At 53.4% G+C, this 17,640-nt stretch carries 14 protein-coding genes; 8 read left to right on the forward strand and 6 right to left on the reverse strand.

Translation table 11 applies throughout. The features are described from left to right. Positions 1-98: 98 nt before the first annotated feature. From ovoA to ravA, 3 genes are all read right to left on the reverse strand, one after another. Complete coding sequence (ovoA, locus tag RAC65_RS14920) at positions 99-2,237, reverse strand: 5-histidylcysteine sulfoxide synthase (RefSeq protein WP_375096842.1); 2,139 nt, start codon at positions 2,235-2,237, stop codon at positions 99-101. A 74-nt stretch (positions 2,238-2,311) separates the two neighbouring features. Next, the gene (gene viaA / locus RAC65_RS14925; protein WP_033737214.1) at positions 2,312-3,772 is read right to left on the reverse strand and encodes an ATPase RavA stimulator ViaA; all 1,461 of its coding nucleotides are present in this window, start codon (positions 3,770-3,772) and stop codon (positions 2,312-2,314) included. Next, positions 3,769-5,265, reverse strand: coding sequence for an ATPase RavA (gene ravA, locus RAC65_RS14930; protein ID WP_033737396.1), 1,497 nt, complete (start codon positions 5,263-5,265; stop codon positions 3,769-3,771). Before ravA ends, viaA begins: the two co-directional genes overlap by 4 nt. 271 nt (positions 5,266-5,536) lie before the next feature. Between ravA and kup the strand changes: the two genes are divergently transcribed. Further along, entirely contained in the window at positions 5,537-7,405 is a 1,869-nt protein-coding gene (gene kup, locus RAC65_RS14935; protein ID WP_006121188.1) for a low affinity potassium transporter Kup, read from the forward strand. Between the two features lie 32 nt (positions 7,406-7,437). On the opposite strand, the gene qseC is transcribed toward kup, so the two are convergent. Both qseC and qseB read right to left on the reverse strand, forming a co-directional pair. Further along, a complete protein-coding gene (qseC, locus tag RAC65_RS14940; protein WP_375096843.1) occupies positions 7,438-8,778 on the reverse strand; it encodes a quorum sensing histidine kinase QseC in 1,341 nt (446 codons plus the stop codon). Further along, on the reverse strand, positions 8,766-9,437 hold the full coding sequence (gene qseB, locus RAC65_RS14945; RefSeq protein WP_006121187.1) for a quorum sensing response regulator transcription factor QseB: 672 nt from the start codon (positions 9,435-9,437) through the stop codon (positions 8,766-8,768). Before qseB ends, qseC begins: the two co-directional genes overlap by 13 nt. 160 nt (positions 9,438-9,597) lie before the next feature. On the opposite strand from qseB, the gene RAC65_RS14950 reads away from it, so the two are divergent. From RAC65_RS14950 to rbsR, 7 genes are all read left to right on the forward strand, one after another. Continuing rightward, positions 9,598-9,999, forward strand: coding sequence for a YgiW/YdeI family stress tolerance OB fold protein (locus RAC65_RS14950; protein ID WP_006121186.1), 402 nt, complete (start codon positions 9,598-9,600; stop codon positions 9,997-9,999). Between the two features lie 182 nt (positions 10,000-10,181). Next, positions 10,182-10,601: a D-ribose pyranase gene (rbsD, locus tag RAC65_RS14955; RefSeq protein ID WP_006121185.1), complete on the forward strand. Its 420-nt coding sequence runs from the start codon at positions 10,182-10,184 to the stop codon at positions 10,599-10,601. A gap of 7 nt (positions 10,602-10,608) precedes the next feature. Continuing rightward, positions 10,609-12,117 carry a ribose ABC transporter ATP-binding protein RbsA gene (gene rbsA, locus RAC65_RS14960; RefSeq protein WP_033737209.1) on the forward strand — a complete coding sequence of 503 codons (1,509 nt, stop codon included), beginning with the start codon at positions 10,609-10,611 and terminating at the stop codon, positions 12,115-12,117. Continuing rightward, on the forward strand, positions 12,114-13,085 hold the full coding sequence (gene rbsC / locus RAC65_RS14965) for a ribose ABC transporter permease (RefSeq protein ID WP_006121183.1): 972 nt from the start codon (positions 12,114-12,116) through the stop codon (positions 13,083-13,085). Before rbsA ends, rbsC begins: the two co-directional genes overlap by 4 nt. 26 nt (positions 13,086-13,111) lie before the next feature. Then, the gene (gene rbsB, locus RAC65_RS14970; protein WP_033737208.1) at positions 13,112-13,987 is read left to right on the forward strand and encodes a ribose ABC transporter substrate-binding protein RbsB; all 876 of its coding nucleotides are present in this window, start codon (positions 13,112-13,114) and stop codon (positions 13,985-13,987) included. A 61-nt stretch (positions 13,988-14,048) separates the two neighbouring features. Next, positions 14,049-14,978, forward strand: a complete 930-nt coding sequence (rbsK, locus tag RAC65_RS14975; RefSeq protein WP_006121181.1) for a ribokinase — start codon at positions 14,049-14,051, stop codon at positions 14,976-14,978. Positions 14,979-14,991: 13 nt separating this feature from the next. Beyond that, a complete protein-coding gene (gene rbsR / locus RAC65_RS14980; RefSeq protein ID WP_033737206.1) occupies positions 14,992-15,975 on the forward strand; it encodes a ribose operon transcriptional repressor RbsR in 984 nt (327 codons plus the stop codon). On the opposite strand, the gene mdtD is transcribed toward rbsR, so the two are convergent. After that, on the reverse strand, positions 15,972-17,372 hold the full coding sequence (gene mdtD / locus RAC65_RS14985) for a multidrug transporter subunit MdtD (protein ID WP_006121179.1): 1,401 nt from the start codon (positions 17,370-17,372) through the stop codon (positions 15,972-15,974). The two genes, rbsR and mdtD, sit on opposite strands and share 4 nt — an antisense overlap. Positions 17,373-17,640: the final 268 nt, after the last annotated feature.

The raw sequence follows: 17,640 nt of genomic DNA on the forward strand, positions 1-17,640 counted from the left end.
TCCTCGTTATCGTTTTTCTTCAATGAACTGAGGAGAATGTGCAGCAAAATAACGGCCCTGGCAACCAACGGACAGCGGCACGTGCCGCTGCACACGGGTTAACGCTTACGCCAGAGCGTGACCTGGGCAAGCGTGTGCTGGAACTTACGGGCGGTTTCACGAATCACAAACGGCACGTCCTGTGGCGAACCGATTTGCTCAAAGTCTGCCGCCAGCAGGCGTTGTAGCGCCTGTAAGGTCGTCAGCGCTTCGCCATTTTCCCTTACCCCGCCCAACCAGTTTTCCTTCGGCGTAAACTCTTCAAGCCAGGTGTATGGCGATGACAGAACCAGAAGGCCACCCGAGCGGATCATGGGGGTGACATCATGAAGGAACCGGGCCGGCTGGCGCAGGCGATCAATCAGATTTGATGCCAGGACCAGATCGTAACGTGTAGGCTGGGGTTTCATATTACAGGCATCACCCTGGATAAACTGAATACGCTTTGCCTGTTCGCTGGTAACAGAAAAGTCCTTAAGCCTTACCTGACGATACTCAACCAACTCGCCTTCTTCCGGCACGACATAACGGAAATCCTCACCCGTGGTCAGCTGTAACGCGACATCAATAAAGCGTGCCGAGTAATCCATGCCGGTCACATGCGCAAAGTGACGAGCCAGCTCAAAGCTCGCGCGGCCCGTCGCGCAGCCGATATCCAGTGCCTCTCCGCGGTTCTTACAGTGCGGCAGCGCCAGTGTGACCAGCGCTTCTGCATAGTTATCAACGCCGAAATACCGTGGGCCGTATTGGAAATCGAGATATTGTGAAACCATGCTGTCGGTTTCATAAGGGTTCAGCGCCATGGTTTCCTGATGGGAAGAAACGACATAGCGGAAGCCGGCATGCTGGAAAAAGTGGCGACGGAAGGCATAACGTGACGATTTAATGGCTTCATTGCCAGTCGATATCCAACTGCCACCTTTAATAAGTGAATGCTTACCATCAAAGGTAGGTGTCGAGAAATCATCGTAAAGGGGATGAACTTTGAAGCCCTCAAAGCCATTGGTTGGCGTAGTCGTCCACTGCCAGACGTTCCCCACGATGTCAAAGAACTCACCCTGTGGGAAGCGATCAACAGGACAGGATGAAGCCCAGTAGGCCAGGTTTATGTTGCCCGGCGCCTGATCCCAGTCTGGCTGGTCGCCTTCAACCTGTTCACGCAACTGGTACCATTCTGCTTCGCAAGGCAACTGCACAGATTTTCTGGTTTCCTCGGCTTTCCAGCGGCAAAACGCGGCCGCTTCCAACTGATTCACCTCAGCAGGCCAGTCCCATGGCATTGCCACTTCTTCGCACATCAAACGCAGTTTTAGCTGATCGGGCATCGCGGCGTTGCCGACCCAGAAGGTCGGCATTGTCGCCCTGGCAAACTTACGCCAGCCCAGCCCTTCTTCATCCCACCAGCGATCGTTCTGGTAACCGCCCGCTTCGATAAAGGTATAAAACTCGGCATTACTGACCAGCATTTTGCTGGCTTTAAACGGTTTCAGCTCTGTCTGCTGCGTGCCGTATTCATTGTCCCAGCCGTAGGTGTCATCGGTTTTACCCAGCGTAATCAGTCCGCCTGGCTGAGAAACCAGACTGTTTGTCGGGACGGACTGGCGATCGTGACGCGCTTCGCTGCAGACCGGCCATTGTGGTTGCGGTTTTACCCATTCAACCGGTAACTGCCGAATCAGTACGCTGGATGTTTCAAGATGAATACGTTCATGCTCAATGCCCATCAAAATAACCCAGGCCGGACTGTCCCAGCTAACAGGCAATTCCAGCGGCATCGTTTCAATAAACTGCGTCACCAGTGCTTTCACACTGCCGCGATAATCGCGTACAGCTTCCACTGAAGGCCAGTCATAGTGACTGTCATTAAGATCATCCCAGCTCATTTCATCGACGCCTATTGCCAGCATCGCTTCGATGCGATCGTCAATACGTGAGTCGATGTAGCGGCCTGCCATGAGCTTGTTTATATAAAAGGTGGCGGTGTGGCCGAAATAGAAGATCAGCGGATGACGCAGCGGTATCGCTTTTGTAAACCAGGCGCGTTGATCGTTGAGGCAGGTAAACAGATCCTCGTACAGCGCCCAGGTCTGGTTGAAATAAGCCAGGAGCTCGGCACGTTTTTGTTCGACGTTTTGGCCAGAGAGCAGCGGTGTTCGGGTTGGGGCTGGCAAATCATGATGGTGTTGAACAGCGTTCACAGGACACTCCAGATTGCTGAATAAGTAATTGCAGATATTTACTATAAAGCAAAATGGAATTTCTGCCGTAGGGCTTAACGGCGCCAGTGACGCAATAAACGGCTTTTTATGCCGGTATCAAAACGCCAGATATGGTCAAAGATACGCATGATGCCGGGTTTTCCGTGCGCAGACATGGCGACAGCGTGAAAGCGTTGCTGCTGCTGTTGCTGGCGATGTTTAACGCTGCGCACAACCTCATCTGGCAGGCGTTGCGCGATAAAATCAGACACGATGACGGCATCCGCATCCTGCCATTGCGGCCCTTCCATGCGGGCAATGACGGCGGAAAGGCAGGCTGCCAGGTCGGTGCCACCGCGAAAACGCTGGCTGAGAAAACGAATGGCCTGCTCCAGTCCGTCATCGCCCGTTAATTCGTAACCAATTACGTCATGCGCGAATAACATGATGTAACAGCGCCGCCGATCGGCCAGCGCAATCTTGAGAAGGGCTAGGCAAAAGGCTTTTGCACATCGCTCATTGAAACCGCCCATCGAGCCGGACGTATCGACACAAACGATAAAGGGGCCACGTGGCTGTTCTTCATGCTGCTGGTGGCTGACCGGACGCTGAGTGATCTTTTCGTGCCAGGCGTCACCCTGAAGTTTGTAAGTAAGTAATCGCTTCTCTACCAGGCGGCGGTAAAACTCAAGTTCCAGTTCACTGACGCTTAATGCCGCAAGCTCAGGCGGTAATAAACGCAGCACATCATCGCTCTGATGAATGCCGCTGACTTCTTCCGGCACGGCATCCGGTTCGCGTACCAGATGATGGAATGTTTCCAGCGGGGCATCCTGTGAAGGCACCGACTTTGCTTCCCGGCTGCGGCCCAGTTGCTGAGCCAGCTTCATTAATTCAGGCTGCTGCGCAAGAAAATCCCCATATTGCAGCATCAACTGGTAATCGCCGTGCTGGAGCGGGGCTTTGCCCATATCCCACAAGCGTCCGGCTGCGGCTTCGTCATCATCCGCCAGTACCGGCGCCAGCTGCCCGCTCAGTGCCATACGTTGCTGCAACTCTGCCATCAGACGTTCACGCTGCTGCTCAAGGAGTTGTTCATTCAGCGTGAGCGTTTGCAGTGTGAGGCTGAGCCGCCAGCGTTGCAGGAATAAGGTATGTTGTGCGGTGCTGAGATTACCGGGATCGTTATGCAGCAGCAGCCGTCGAGCTTCCTCTAAGAAAGGGGATGTCAGGCGTTCGAGGTGAGCAAGCGTTTCATCAAGCTGCTGGCTAAATTCACGATCGCTGAGTAACTGAATACGCTGAAACAGCTGAAATTCTTCCGCCAGCATGTCGGGAACGGGCGTGGCTTTGAGTTCGGCGTCAATCTCGGCTTTCCAGCGAGGGACGTCACGTAGCAGCGCCTTCTTCATACCGGGGAATTTTTCAAAGAAAAGCGCCAGCTGTGGAGACGCGAGTAAGGCCAGAATAAGCTCTTCAATCAGGTCCGTTTCGCCGATTGACAGCAATGTACTCAGCGTCTCCAGTGAGATCATTTACGCGCCTGTTTGAGCTGTTCCGCCACATCCTGCAGGCTGGTTTCGACGCGTGCCAGCCAGTCATCGCTGATAAACAGGCAACGTTGCTGCTGGCTGAAAAGGTGACGCTGTTGACGCAACTGGCCGTCAAGTTCATCCAGCGCGTCGCTGATTTCCTGCGGCAAGGCATCGGCGCTGCTGGCACCCGGCAATGTCAGCCTGGCGGTTTGCAAACTGACGTCGCGTATCGCCAGGCAGTGCTGCGCATCCACCAGCAAATCCAGCGTCTGCGCAAAACCGATGCCATTTAATTTACCGCGCACATCACCACCTTTTTGCAGCCAGTGATCCAGCGCTTCGCGCTCGATCACCAAATGCGTCACCTGCATGTCGTGCAGCACAAGGGGTTTCTGCAACATCAGGGTTAACTGTGCCTCGGTAAAGCTTTCGGGCAAATCGTAATGGGGTTTACGGCTAAACATACCGCTGTGTTTTTCCAGCGTAATTGCAGCAGCGACGCTTTGCTGCTGTTGCAACGCCAGCCGACGCGCTTTGAGCTGCTGGAGTTTCAGCAGGATCGTTTGCTGTTGCCAGGCGTGCTGCGTCATCAACTGATCGATTTCACTGTCCAGAATTTTCATCGATGCGACGTCGTGCCACAGGCAGTCCTTAAGCAGGATCAGATCGAGGGGCGCTATCGCATTGCGGCCACTGTAAAAAGCGCTGGCCTGCAACAGGTGAATGGCTTTTTTCCAGCGGCGATCGGAAATGTAGGGTGCCTCTGGTAGCTTCTCCAGGTGCTGACGTAGCTGGTATATCAGTTCAAAGACATTATCCGGCAACGCAACCTGACTGATGCCTTGCTGCCATTGCACATATTCTTCGTCACTGATGCGCAGCGACTCGGCTACCGGATTGTCATTTTCATCCTGCTGGTGGGTCAGCATGCTGCGGAAGTTTTGTTTTTCATGCACGTTGTCCAGCCACAGGCGGATCAACATACGGTCATACAGGGCTTCCAGTCCGCTGTCGGCTTCCGGTAACTCATTCGAGGCGGTGACCAGCAGGCGCATCGGAATTTTTTCTTCGCTATCGCCATTACGAAAGCGGCGTTCGTTGATGGCGGTGAGCAGCGTATTCAGGATGGCCGGGCCGGCTTTCCAGATCTCATCCAGAAAAACGATTTCAGCGTCCGGTAAATAACCTTTGGTCAGCCTCTGATAACGGCCTTCATCTTTCAATGCCTGGATGGAAAGGGGACCAAAGACTTCTTCCGGTGTGGAGAAGCGGGTCATCAAATATTCAAAGGCACGGGCATGTTGAAAGGCGCATTTCAGTCGGCGGGCAATCAGGCTTTTTGCAATACCTGGCGGGCCAAGTAAAAAAACGCTTTCGCCGCTAAGTGCGGCCAGCAAACAAAGGCGAATGGCATGATGTCGCTCATACAAACCTTTTTCTAACGCATTGCTGAGACGAGAAATTCTTTCTGCCAAAAGATGGGGTTGAGCCATAATCACATCTATGTCCTTACGATCGTCGAGCCGCAGCGTTTTAGCGAACGCAATACTCTATAGGGTATGATGCGCGAAAGCGTTAATCGATGTCAGCTTTTTTGTTTCAGAAGGTTCGATAGCGCGGCTTTTAATGTTAATAAGAACGCAAGAAATCAGGGGATGACCGCCTGTAACCCTGACGGCGGAGTATAAATTTTCGTGAATACGTGCATACTGTGCGCTTTTTGATGGCTTGAGCGCCTCTCAGAATCTAACAAAAGATCATTTTATGAGCTCTGATAATAAGCACTCACTAGGCGGATTAACGCTGGCGGCTATTGGGGTCGTCTATGGCGATATCGGTACCAGCCCGCTTTATACCTTACGCGAATGTCTTTCGGGACAGTTTGGTTTTGGCGTTGAACGGGATGCCGTCTTTGGCTTTCTTTCGCTGATTTTCTGGCTGCTGGTGCTGGTGGTCTCGTTGAAATACATCAGCTACGTTATGCGTGCTGATAATGCCGGAGAAGGCGGTATTCTGACGCTGATGTCGTTGGCGGGCCGACATACGGGCGGGCGCATAACGGCAACGCTGGTAATTATGGGACTGATTGGCGGCAGCTTCTTCTATGGCGAAGTGGTGATTACGCCAGCCGTCTCCGTGCTGTCAGCGATTGAAGGGCTGGAAATCGCCGCGCCCAACCTGGACAGCTATATTGTTCCGCTGGCGATCACCGTGCTTACGCTGCTGTTTATTATCCAGAAACACGGTACAGGGATTGTCGGTAAACTGTTTGCGCCGGTCATGCTGCTGTGGTTTATCGTGCTGGCAATACTGGGCGCACGAAGCATTGCCAACAATCCTGAGGTACTCCAGGCGTTGAATCCTTACTGGGCGCTGCACTTCTTTGTGGAATATAAATCGGTGTCCTTCTTTGCGCTTGGCGCCGTTGTGCTGGCGATTACGGGCGTTGAAGCGCTGTATGCAGACATGGGGCACTTCGGTAAGTTTCCTATTCGCCTGGCGTGGTTTGTGGTGGTGCTGCCGTCGCTGGTGCTCAACTATTTTGGTCAGGGCGCGCTGTTGCTGAAACACCCGGAAGCGATCAAAAACCCGTTTTTCCTGCTGGCACCCGACTGGGCGCTTGTCCCCATGTTGATTCTGGCAACGTTAGCCACCGTCATCGCCTCGCAGGCGGTTATTTCCGGCGTATTCTCGTTAACCCGCCAGGCCGTGCGTCTCGGCTATCTGCCGCCCATGCGCATTGTTCATACCTCAGAAAAAGAGTCAGGCCAGATCTATATCCCAATCATTAACTGGCTGCTCTATTTCTCTGTGGTGATTGTGATTATTGGTTTTGAGCATTCGAGTAATCTCGCTGCGGCATACGGGATTGCGGTCACGGGCACAATGGTGCTGACCTCTGTGCTTTGCGCGACCGTCGCGATAATGAACTGGCACTGGAATCGCTATCTGGTTGGACTGATTTTGATTGCCATGCTGTGCATTGACGTATCCCTGTTCTCGGCCAACCTGATCAAGATTTTTTCCGGTGGCTGGCTGCCGCTGACTCTGGCATTGATGATGTTTATCGTGATGACGACATGGAAGAGTGAACGCTTCCGTTTGCTGCGTCGTATGCATGAACACGGCAACTCTCTGGAGGCAATGATTGCTTCTCTGGAAAAATCGCCGCCTGTGCGCGTGCCCGGAACGGCGGTTTATATGTCACGCGCACTAAATGTGATCCCTTTTGCCATGCTGCATAACCTCAAGCACAATAAGGTGCTGCACGAACGCGTGGTGTTATTAACACTGCGCACAGAAGACGCGCCCTATGTGCATAACGTCAGACGCGTGACTATCGAACAGTTGTCGCCGACCTTCTGGCGTGTGGTAGCCAGTTACGGCTGGCGTGAAACGCCAAACGTAGAGGAGATTTTCCATCGTTGTGGGCTGGAGGGACTGAACTGCCGCATGATGGAGACCTCATTCTTTATGTCTCATGAGTCGCTGATCATCGGCAAACGGCCATGGTATCTGCGACTGCGCGGCAAGCTGTTCATGACGCTACAGCGCAATGCGCTACGTGCGCCAGACCAGTTTGAGATTCCGCCCAACCGGGTGATTGAACTGGGTACCCAGGTCGAGATTTAACAGCGTGCGCCTGCCTGTCAGGCGCTTTTTTTTTACCAGCTCAGGCTGACGCACAGCCCGCCTTCCGGAAGCTGACTGAAGTGCAGCGTCATGCCATGTAACTGGGCAATATTGCGCACAATGGATAAACCTAATCCACTGCCGCTTTTCTCCTGCCCTGGCGGACGCCAGAAACGCTCACCCAGTCGTTGTAGCGCGTCGGGTGATAAACGGTTGCCGTTATCTTCCACTCGCAATCTTCCTGACTGAAGAATCAGATCTACGTTGCTGCCTGGCGGTGTATAACGAATGGCGTTATCAAGCAGATTCCTTATCAGCAAAGACAGCAGCAAGGGATGTCCCGAAATGACCGGATCGGCTTCAGCATTGAAGCGCAACCGGATATTACTTTTCTCTGCCAGCGGCAGCTGTGAGGCCAGGGTTTCCTGCGCCACTTTCTTCACCATGACAGGCTGGAACGCGTTACGGACATCCTCTGCTTCAATACGCGACAGCGTCAGTAACTGATCCACCAGACGTGTCGCCCGGACAATGCCCGCATCCAACTGCTGAAGTGCATGCGTGCGCATTGCCTCGTCATCGGCGGCCAGTTGGATGACCTCGCTTTGTACCTGCAGGGCCGCCAGCGGACTGCGTAATTCGTGTGCCGCATCGGACGTGAAGCGGCGTTCCCGCTGCACCATCGTATGAATTCGACCAAACAGCCCATTCAGCGCGTCAATGACCGGGCGCACCTCTTTCGGCACGCGGTCAGCCTGTAAAGGCGCATCATCATCAGGTGCGCGTTGAGCCAGTTGCTGGCTGAGCTTTTTTAGCGGGCGGAGTTCATACCAGACCAGGCCCGTTAACATCAGCAGCATAAAGGGGAGTGAAATCAGCCAGGGCAGCGTGCTGGTCTTCACGATATCGTTGGCCATGTCATCCCGGTATTCCCATTCCTGACCCACCACTACGCGGTAGCGTTGATCGGGCGTGGTCAGCCAGACTAACCGCCAGGGATCGTCATCGTCCCTGAGCTGACCATTCAGAAAGCCCTGATGATCGGCATTAAAGAGAAGATCTTTGCCGTTATCGCCATCGTTGAGGACCGGTTTTCCATCACGCGTAAAGACGGCAAAGGCCAGCGCATCATCATCCTGTTCGCCCCGGTTATGGGGCAGTATTTTTTTACTCCTGGGAAGCGAGGTTTCGTTCACTGAGGTGAAATTCAGTGTCAGCAGGCGCTTTGCAAGTAACAGTTGCTGCGTATCAAACAGCTCATTGATCGTTTCGCGCGTCTGGTAGCGAGCGCTCAGCGTGGCCGCTCCCCAGCAGATGCCGAGTATCAACATCAGGCCAATGCCCAGACGCAGGAATAAGCTCATCGATCGCATTCGCTTTCCCCCAGCGTATAGCCCACGCCGTGGATCGTGCGAATAAAGCGTTGGCCTAATTTCCTGCGCAGATGATGAATATGCACCTCAACCGCATTACTCGAAACCTCGGTATCCCAGGTGTAAAGTTTTTCTTCTAACTGGCTGCGCGTCAGCACGCGCCCCGGGTTACGCATAAACAGTTCCAGCAGCGCCATCTCGCGGCTTTTTAGTTCAACGCTGGCCCCGTTTTGTACCACGCTGAGGTTACCGGGGATCAATACGACATCGCCGTGACGCAGTTCGGGTTGCAGTTGCCCGTGGCGTCGTCGAATCAGTGCCTGTAAACGCGCGGCGACTTCGGTCAGCGCAAAGGGTTTGCACAGATAATCGTCCGCGCCCATCTGTAATCCTTCAACCCGTTGGTCGAGTGCATCGCGCGCCGTCAGAATGAGTACCGGGACATCGTAGCCCTGCTGACGCCACTGGCGCAGAATGTCCAGCCCGTCACGCTCCGGCAGGGACAGATCAAGCACAACCGCATCCCACGGGGCTGCATTCAGGGCCTGAAATCCGGCCTCGCCTGAGACAAACCAGTCGACGCTAAACCCCAGCTTGCTGAGTCCAGCCTTAATGCCGTCGCCGATCAGGCGATCGTCCTCAATCAGTAAAATGCGCATCGTTTCTCCCTTTTAATAAGCGATTTATACGAAGCGAAATGGCGGTTGTACAGCGAGTCTGGCTAAAAAAAGAGGATATTTTCCCCTTAAGATCCTGTTAAGAACTGTGTGGTTTACTGCTTTCACTGAAAGAACGGATTCACAGACAAGAGGTGACGAAATGAAAAAGTATGCTGCACTTATCGCTGTAACACTGTTAGCGTCTGCGCCTGTACTGGCGGCACAACAAGGCGGTTTTGTTGACCCGAATGCGCCTGCACCGGCAGCACACACGCAGCAGGGTGGTTTTCACGCCGATCACACCAGCGTCGTGACGGTGAAGCAGGCTGAAGCGATGAAAGATGACAGCTGGATTACCGTAAGGGGCCAGCTTGAAAAACAAACGGGTAACGAAGATTATTTGTTCCGCGATGAAAGCGGCACAATGACGGTCGAGATCGACCATAAACGCTGGAATGGCGTCACTGTTTCGCCGAAAGATCGGGTTGAGCTGACAGGTGAACTGGATAAAGATTTCAACAGCATTGAACTGGATGTGAAACAGGTTAAGAAGCTCCCTTAATCTCCCGTGACCGGACCGTATTGACGGTCCGGTTTTCCTTTCATAACAGTCCCTAACTCAAATTCCCTCCGGCAATATCGAAACGTTTCGATAGCGATCACAAATTTCTTCTCCAGTGGTTGAATTGTAACCTTCTTTTTATACACTCCAGAAAGCGAAACGTTTCGCTCTGGAGTGGAAAAATGAAAAAAGGTCGCCTGTTAAACGCTGAACTCTCTTACGTTATCGCCCGCCTGGGCCATACAGATACGTTGACGATCGCTGATGCGGGGTTGCCCATTCCGGCAGAAACGCAGCGTATCGATCTGGCACTGATACCGGGTACGCCAGGCTTCATGCAGGTGGTGGAAGCGGTAACGCATGAGATGCAGGTGGAAAGCGCCTTTATCGCGGAAGAAATTAAGCAACACAATCCGCAGCTCCATAGCGAACTGATCGCCGTGCTCGACGCATTGCAACAGCACCAGGGAAATCGCATTACCATCCGCTACATCAGTCATGAACAGTTTAAACAACAAACACAACGTAGCCAGGCGGTCATTCGCAGCGGAGAGTGCTCTCCGTATGCGAATGTCATCCTGAGTGCCGGTGTGACCTTCTGAGGCCGTTATGCAACCGTTACTGCAGCTCAAAGGCATCGAAAAAGCGTTTCCGGGCGTGAAAGCATTAAATGGCGCGTCGCTGTCCGTCTGGGCAGGGCGCGTTATGGCATTAGTCGGTGAGAATGGCGCCGGCAAGTCCACCATGATGAAGGTGCTGACCGGGATTTATACCCGTGATGCCGGATCACTGCAGTGGCTGGGCGAAGAAACCACCTTCAGTGGACCTAAAGCCTCGCAGGAAGCCGGTATCGGCATTATCCATCAGGAGCTCAACCTGATTCCGCAGTTGACTGTGGCAGAAAACATCTTTCTTGGGCGTGAATTCGTTAATGGCTTTGGTCGCATTAACTGGAAGCGGATGTATGCCGAGGCGGATGCGCTCCTGAAACGCCTGAATCTGCGTTTTAGCAGTCACAAGCTGGTGGGCGATTTATCCATCGGCGATCAACAAATGGTCGAAATTGCCAAGGTTCTGAGCTTTGAATCGAAAGTCATCATTATGGATGAGCCCACGGATGCGCTGACGGATACCGAAACATTGTCCTTGTTCCGGGTGATCAATGAACTGAAGGCGCAAGGATGCGGCATCGTTTATATCTCTCATCGCATGAAAGAAATTTTTGAGATTTGTGATGACGTGACGGTCTTCCGTGACGGGCAATTTATTGCAGAGCGTCCGGTCGCCGAGATGAGCGAAGAGAGCCTGATCGAAATGATGGTGGGACGCAAATTAGAAGATCAGTATCCCCATCTGGATGAGGCGCCCGGCGAAATTCGTCTTAAGGTTCAGAACCTCAGCGGCCCTGGCGTGGATGACGTCAGCTTCACCTTACGTAAAGGCGAAATTCTCGGCGTATCGGGCCTGATGGGCGCAGGCCGGACAGAGTTAATGAAAATTTTGTATGGTGCCTTGCCCCGTACCGGGGGGCAGGTCTGGCTGAGTGGACGTGAAGTCGTGATCCGTTCTCCTCAGGATGGCCTGGCTAACGGCATCGTTTATATCTCCGAAGATCGCAAGCGCGATGGCCTGGTGTTAGGCATGTCAGTCAAAGAAAACATGTCGCTTACCGCCTTACGCTATTTCAGTCACCCGGCTGGCAGACTGCGCCATGCGGAAGAGCAGCTCGCTGTAAAAGATTTCATTCGCTTATTTAACGTGAAAACGCCGTCGATGGAGCAGCCGATTGGCCTGTTATCGGGCGGGAATCAGCAGAAGGTGGCGATAGCCCGTGGATTGATGACGCGCCCTAACGTGTTGATTCTTGACGAACCGACGCGCGGCGTGGACGTCGGGGCTAAAAAAGAGATCTATCAGCTGATTAATCAGTTCAAAGCTGAAGGGCTGAGCATCATCCTGGTGTCGTCAGAAATGCCAGAGGTGCTGGGCATGAGTGACCGTATTGTCGTGATGCATGAAGGCCGTTTAAGCGGCGAATTTAGCCGTGAAGAAGCTACCCAGGAAAGCCTGATGGCAGCAGCCGTCGGTAAGCAACACAGTGAGGATTTAGTTGTATGACCACCCAAACCGTTCCATCTAACCGTCGCTGGTTCAGCAAAGCCTGGCTACTTGAGCAAAAATCGCTGATTGCGCTGATTGTGTTGATTGCTGTGGTGGCGAGCCAGAGCCCGAATTTCTTTACTGTGGCCAACCTGTTCAACATTCTTCAGCAGACATCGGTCAATGCCATCATGGCTGTGGGAATGACCCTGGTCATTTTAACGTCCGGCATCGATCTTTCCGTCGGCTCGCTGCTGGCGCTGACGGGCGCGGTGGCCGCCTCGCTGGTAGGCATGGAGGTGAATGCCTTTGTTGCCGTTGCAGCCTCCCTGGTGCTGGGCGCGGCGATTGGTGCGGTCACGGGAACCATCGTGGCGCGGGGCAAGGTGCAGGCGTTTATCGCTACGCTGGTCATGATGTTACTGCTGCGCGGCGTCACCATGGTTTATACCAACGGCAGTCCGGTCAATACCGGTTTTAACGATAATGCCGATCTGTTTGGCTGGATTGGTATTGGTCGTCCGCTGGGTATTCCAACCCCGGTCTGGCTGATGGCGCTGGTGTTTGTCGCCGCCTGGTACATGCTGCATCACACGCGCCTGGGTCGCTATATTTATGCGTTGGGCGGTAATGAGGCGGCCACGCGTCTCTCCGGCATCAACGTTAACCGTGTGAAAGTTATTGTTTACTCACTGTCTGGCATGCTGGCCGCGCTGGCGGGATCGATTGAAGTGGCGCGTCTGTCTTCTGCCCAGCCAACAGCGGGTACAGGCTATGAACTGGACGCTATCGCGGCTGTCGTACTGGGCGGAACGAGTCTGGCAGGCGGTAAAGGCCGCGTCGTTGGCACCTTAATTGGCGCATTAATCCTTGGCTTTTTAAACAATGGATTAAATCTGATGGGTGTATCTTCCTACTACCAGATGATCGTCAAAGCAGTCGTTATTCTGCTGGCGGTGCTGGTGGATAATAAAAGCAGCAAATAACTCAGACTCTTATACAGGATAAAATGATGAAAAAGTTAACTGCACTCGCTGTCATTCTTGGCGCAACCCTCAGCGCCAGCGCAATGGCGAAAGATACCATTGCCCTTGTTATCTCTACGCTGAATAACCCGTTCTTTGTGTCCCTGAAAGACGGCGCGCAAAAAGAAGCGGACAAACTGGGTTACAACCTGGTCGTGCTGGATTCACAGAACAACCCTGCGAAAGAACTGGCTAACGTGCAGGATCTGACGGTTCGCGGCACCAAAGCACTGCTGATCAACCCAACCGATTCTGACTCTGTAGGCAATGCCATCAAGCTGGCTAACCAGGCAAAAATCCCTGTTATCACGCTGGATCGCGTGGCGGCTCAGGGTACCGTGGTAAGCCATGTTGCATCTGATAACCGCTTCGGCGGAAAAATGGCAGGTGACTTTATTGCCCGTAAACTGGGTGATGGCGCGAAAATCATCGAATTAGAAGGGATCGCGGGAACTTCAGCAGCCCGTGAACGTGGCGAAGGCTTCCAGAAAGCCGTTGATGCACACAAGTTCAAGGTTCTGGCCAGCCAGCCTGCTGACTTTGACCGTACTAAGGGCCTGAACGTGATGCAGAACCTGTTGCAGGCGCATCCAGATGTGCAGGCGGTATTTGCCCAGAACGACGAAATGGCACTGGGTGCCCTGCGTGCACTGCAGACTGCTGGCAAGACCGATGTGCTGGTGGTGGGCTTTGACGGCACGCCAGATGGTGTGAAAGCCGTTGAAGGCGGTAAGCTGGCGGCGACCGTTGCTCAGATGCCAGAGAAAATTGGCATGATCGGCGTTCAGACTGCTGATAAAGTGCTGAAAGGCGAAAAAGTGCAGGCAGTTTATCCAGTTGATTTGAAACTGGTTACTAAATAAATCAAAGAAAAGCAGGGCACTGCGCCACCCATCGGTGGCGCACTTATTTCGGACTCTCCCAATGAGCAAACACGCAAAACTGGCCGTTCTCGGCAGCATCAATGCTGACCATATCCTTAATCTGGCACACTTTCCCCGCCCCGGCGAAACGGTGATCGGGCAGAAATATCAGATTGCGTTTGGTGGTAAAGGCGCCAATCAGGCGGTTGCGGCCGGCCGTGCGGGCGCGGATATTGCCTTTATTGCTTGTGTCGGTGCCGATGACATTGGTGAACGTGTCTGTCAGCAACTCGCGCAGGATAAGATTGATACCCAGCCGGTAGAGGTCATTGAGGGTGAATCGACGGGCGTTGCGATGATCTTCGTCAATGGTGAAGGCGAAAATAATATAGGCATCTATTCCGGTGCTAATGCCGCGTTAACGCCAGCCTACGTCGCGCGTCACCAGCAGGTTATCGCCGGGGCTGACGCATTACTGATGCAGCTTGAATCGCCACTGGACAGCGTGGTAGCGGCGGCAACCCTTGCCCGGCAGCATCAGACGCAGGTCATTTTGAATCCTGCGCCAGCAACGGCTCTGCCGGACAGTCTGTTAGCGCTGGTTGACGTGATTACGCCAAACGAGACTGAGGCTGAAATCCTGACAGGAATCGCCGTCAGAAATGATGAGGACGCTGCGCGTGCGGCGGCTGCGTTACATAATAAAGGCATCCCCACTGTCTTGATCACCCTGGGACGCCGTGGCGTCTGGCTGAGTGAAAAGGGCCAGGGGCAACGTGTTGCGGGCTTTGACGTGAAAGCCGTAGATACGATTGCGGCGGGTGATACGTTTAACGGCGCGTTTATCACAGCACGTCTTGAAGGCAAGGCCATGCTGGATGCCGTTCGCTTTGCGCACGCTGCTGCGGCAATTGCGGTAACCCGTTCGGGAGCACAGCCCTCTGTACCCTGGCGTGCCGAGATCGACGACTTTTTACAGCAACAGGGTTAAGCGCTTGGCTACGATGAAAGATGTCGCCCGGCTGGCGGGCGTCTCCACCTCAACGGTTTCACACGTCATCAACAAGAATCGTTTTGTGAGCGATGGGGTGCGTGAAAAAATCGAACAGGCGATTCGCGATCTGAACTATGCGCCGTCGGCACTGGCTCGTAGCCTCAAGCTTAACCAAACCCATACGATCGGCATGCTACTGACCGCCAGCAGTAACCCCTTTTATGCCGAAGTGGTACGTGGTGTTGAAGACAGCTGTTATGAGCGTGGATACAGCCTGATTCTGTGCAATACCGCCGGGGACGAAGACCGTATGAATCGTAGCCTGGAAACCTTGCTGCAAAAGCGGGTCGATGGTTTGCTGATTATGTGCACGGAAAGCCATTTACCGTCGGCGGAAATCCTGAATCGTTATCCTTCTATTCCTATGGTGATGATGGACTGGGCGCCTTTCGAAGGGCGGGGCGATATCATTCAGGATAACGCGCTGTTGGGGGGTGAACTGGCGACACAGCATCTGATTGACAGCGGATATTCGCGAATCGCCTGTATTTCCGGGCCGCTTGATAAAACCCCGGCGCGCATGCGCCTTGAAGGTTTTCATCAGGCAATGCAGAAAAACGGTCTGGAGGTCCCGCCAGACTATGTCGTGAGCGGTGACTTTGAGTTTGCGGGCGGTTATAACGCCATGTTCGAACTGTTGGCGCTGGATACCCCACCGCATGCCGTTTTTACCAGCAACGACGCGATGGCGGTTGGGGTTTACCATGCACTACATCAGGCCGGCTTGCAGATTCCGCAGGATATGGCGGTGATGGGATATGATGACGTGGAACTGGCGCGCTATATGTCGCCGCCGCTGAGCACCATTCATCAACCGAAAGATGAGCTGGGTGAACTGGCTATTGATACGTTGATTTATCGTCTGAGTAATCCCGACGTCAGCCAGCAGACGCTGGTACTGACGCCGGAACTGGTTCCGCGGGGATCGGTTTAAGCTTTCTTCTTTTTATCGCGATTTTTAATCAGGTTGCGTCCGTCGCCATTGCGCAGCATCGTAAACGTCAGCGCTGACAGGACGGTGACGATGCCCATCGTCAGAAAGGTAGAATGGAACTGTTCTACTGTCGTGCTATCAAATTCCTGATAAAAGCGCAGGACAGCTGCACTCACGGCCACCCCAAAGCTGATCGCGAGCTGCTGTGTCACCGCGAGTACACTGTTGCCGCCACTGGCATTGTCGTCATCCAAATCAGCCAGGGTAATGGTGTTCATTGCCGTAAACTGGGTGGACATCGCCATACCTAACAGAAAGAGTGGAATTAATAAGAACGCAATATCCTCAGAAGGTGACTGCAGCGAGAAGCTGGCGATCATCACGCCAATGATCATCGTAATACTGACTAACAGGCGGCGATAGCCAAACCAGCGCAGTAATTGCGTCACGCTTTGTTTAGCCAGAATGGAGCCAATGGCTGTGGGGGCCATCATGCAGCCAGCCAGAATCGCAGAATAGCCAAATCCTACCTGAAGCATCAGCGGCATCAAAAACGGCACGCAACCAGTGCCCAGCCGCGAAGCGATGTTACCAATGATGCCTACCGAGAATGTGCGTGTTTTAAACATGGGCAGATTGATCAACGGCGAGGGATGACGCCGGGCATGGGCTATATAGAGGAGCAACAAGACAACGCCGCCAGTCAGAACGCCTGCCGCAAGCCAGGGTGAGACAATACGCTCACCAAACAGCTCTATGCCGGTAGAGATCATCACTAATCCAATGCCGAACAATAAAAATCCCAGAAAGTCGAAGCGGCGCTTTGGTGTCGTGAAGTCAGGCATGAATTTACGTGCATAGACGATGCCGAGCAGACCTATCGGAATGTTTATCAGGAAGATCCAGTGCCAGGTGGCATAGGTCACCATGATTCCCCCCAGCAACGGCCCCAGTATCGGTCCGACTAATCCCGGCATGGTGACAAAGTTGAGAATAGGTAAGAGTTCACTACGGGGATAGGCACGCAGAAGTGCCAGCCGCGCGACGGGCATCATCATCGCGCCACCCACGCCCTGAATAACGCGCGATGTGACCAGTATTGATAAGGAGGGCGATAAGGCACAGGCAAGTGAACCCAGCGTAAACAGCGAAACGGCAATAATAAAGATCTTGCGTGTGCCAAAGCGGTCTGCAAGCCATCCACTAACCGGAATAAGCATGGCAACAGTTAAGGTGTAGCTGATAACGGCGGACTGCATGGCTAGCGGGGAACGTTCAAGGCTGGTAGCGATCGCGGGCAGCGCGGTATTGAGTATCGTGGCATCCAGTGACTGCATAAAGAAGGCCATAGCGGCAATCCATGGCAGACCGGCCATACTGCGCGCGGATTTAATCATTGAGCGTCCTTCGTAATGTCTTCGGCAAAGAATATAAAAAAGAATAGCATTGGCAGAAATGCACAATACGCCTCTTTCAACCGATATGTGGTGATTTCCGTGCGTTATTTACGCAGGATGTGTCGCTTTTTACCCCGTTCGTTTAAAAATGAATCGCTCAGTCATTTTTTTATAATTAATGCTTGTCACCCAGAAAGAACGCCCTATAATGCGCCTCCACTGACACGGCACAACGGCTTACGTAACGCGGTGTTCAGCAGAGAACTCC

Source organism: Pantoea sp. BS_8, from assembly GCF_041954965.1.
Taxonomy (GTDB): domain Bacteria; phylum Pseudomonadota; class Gammaproteobacteria; order Enterobacterales; family Enterobacteriaceae; genus Pantoea; species Pantoea stewartii.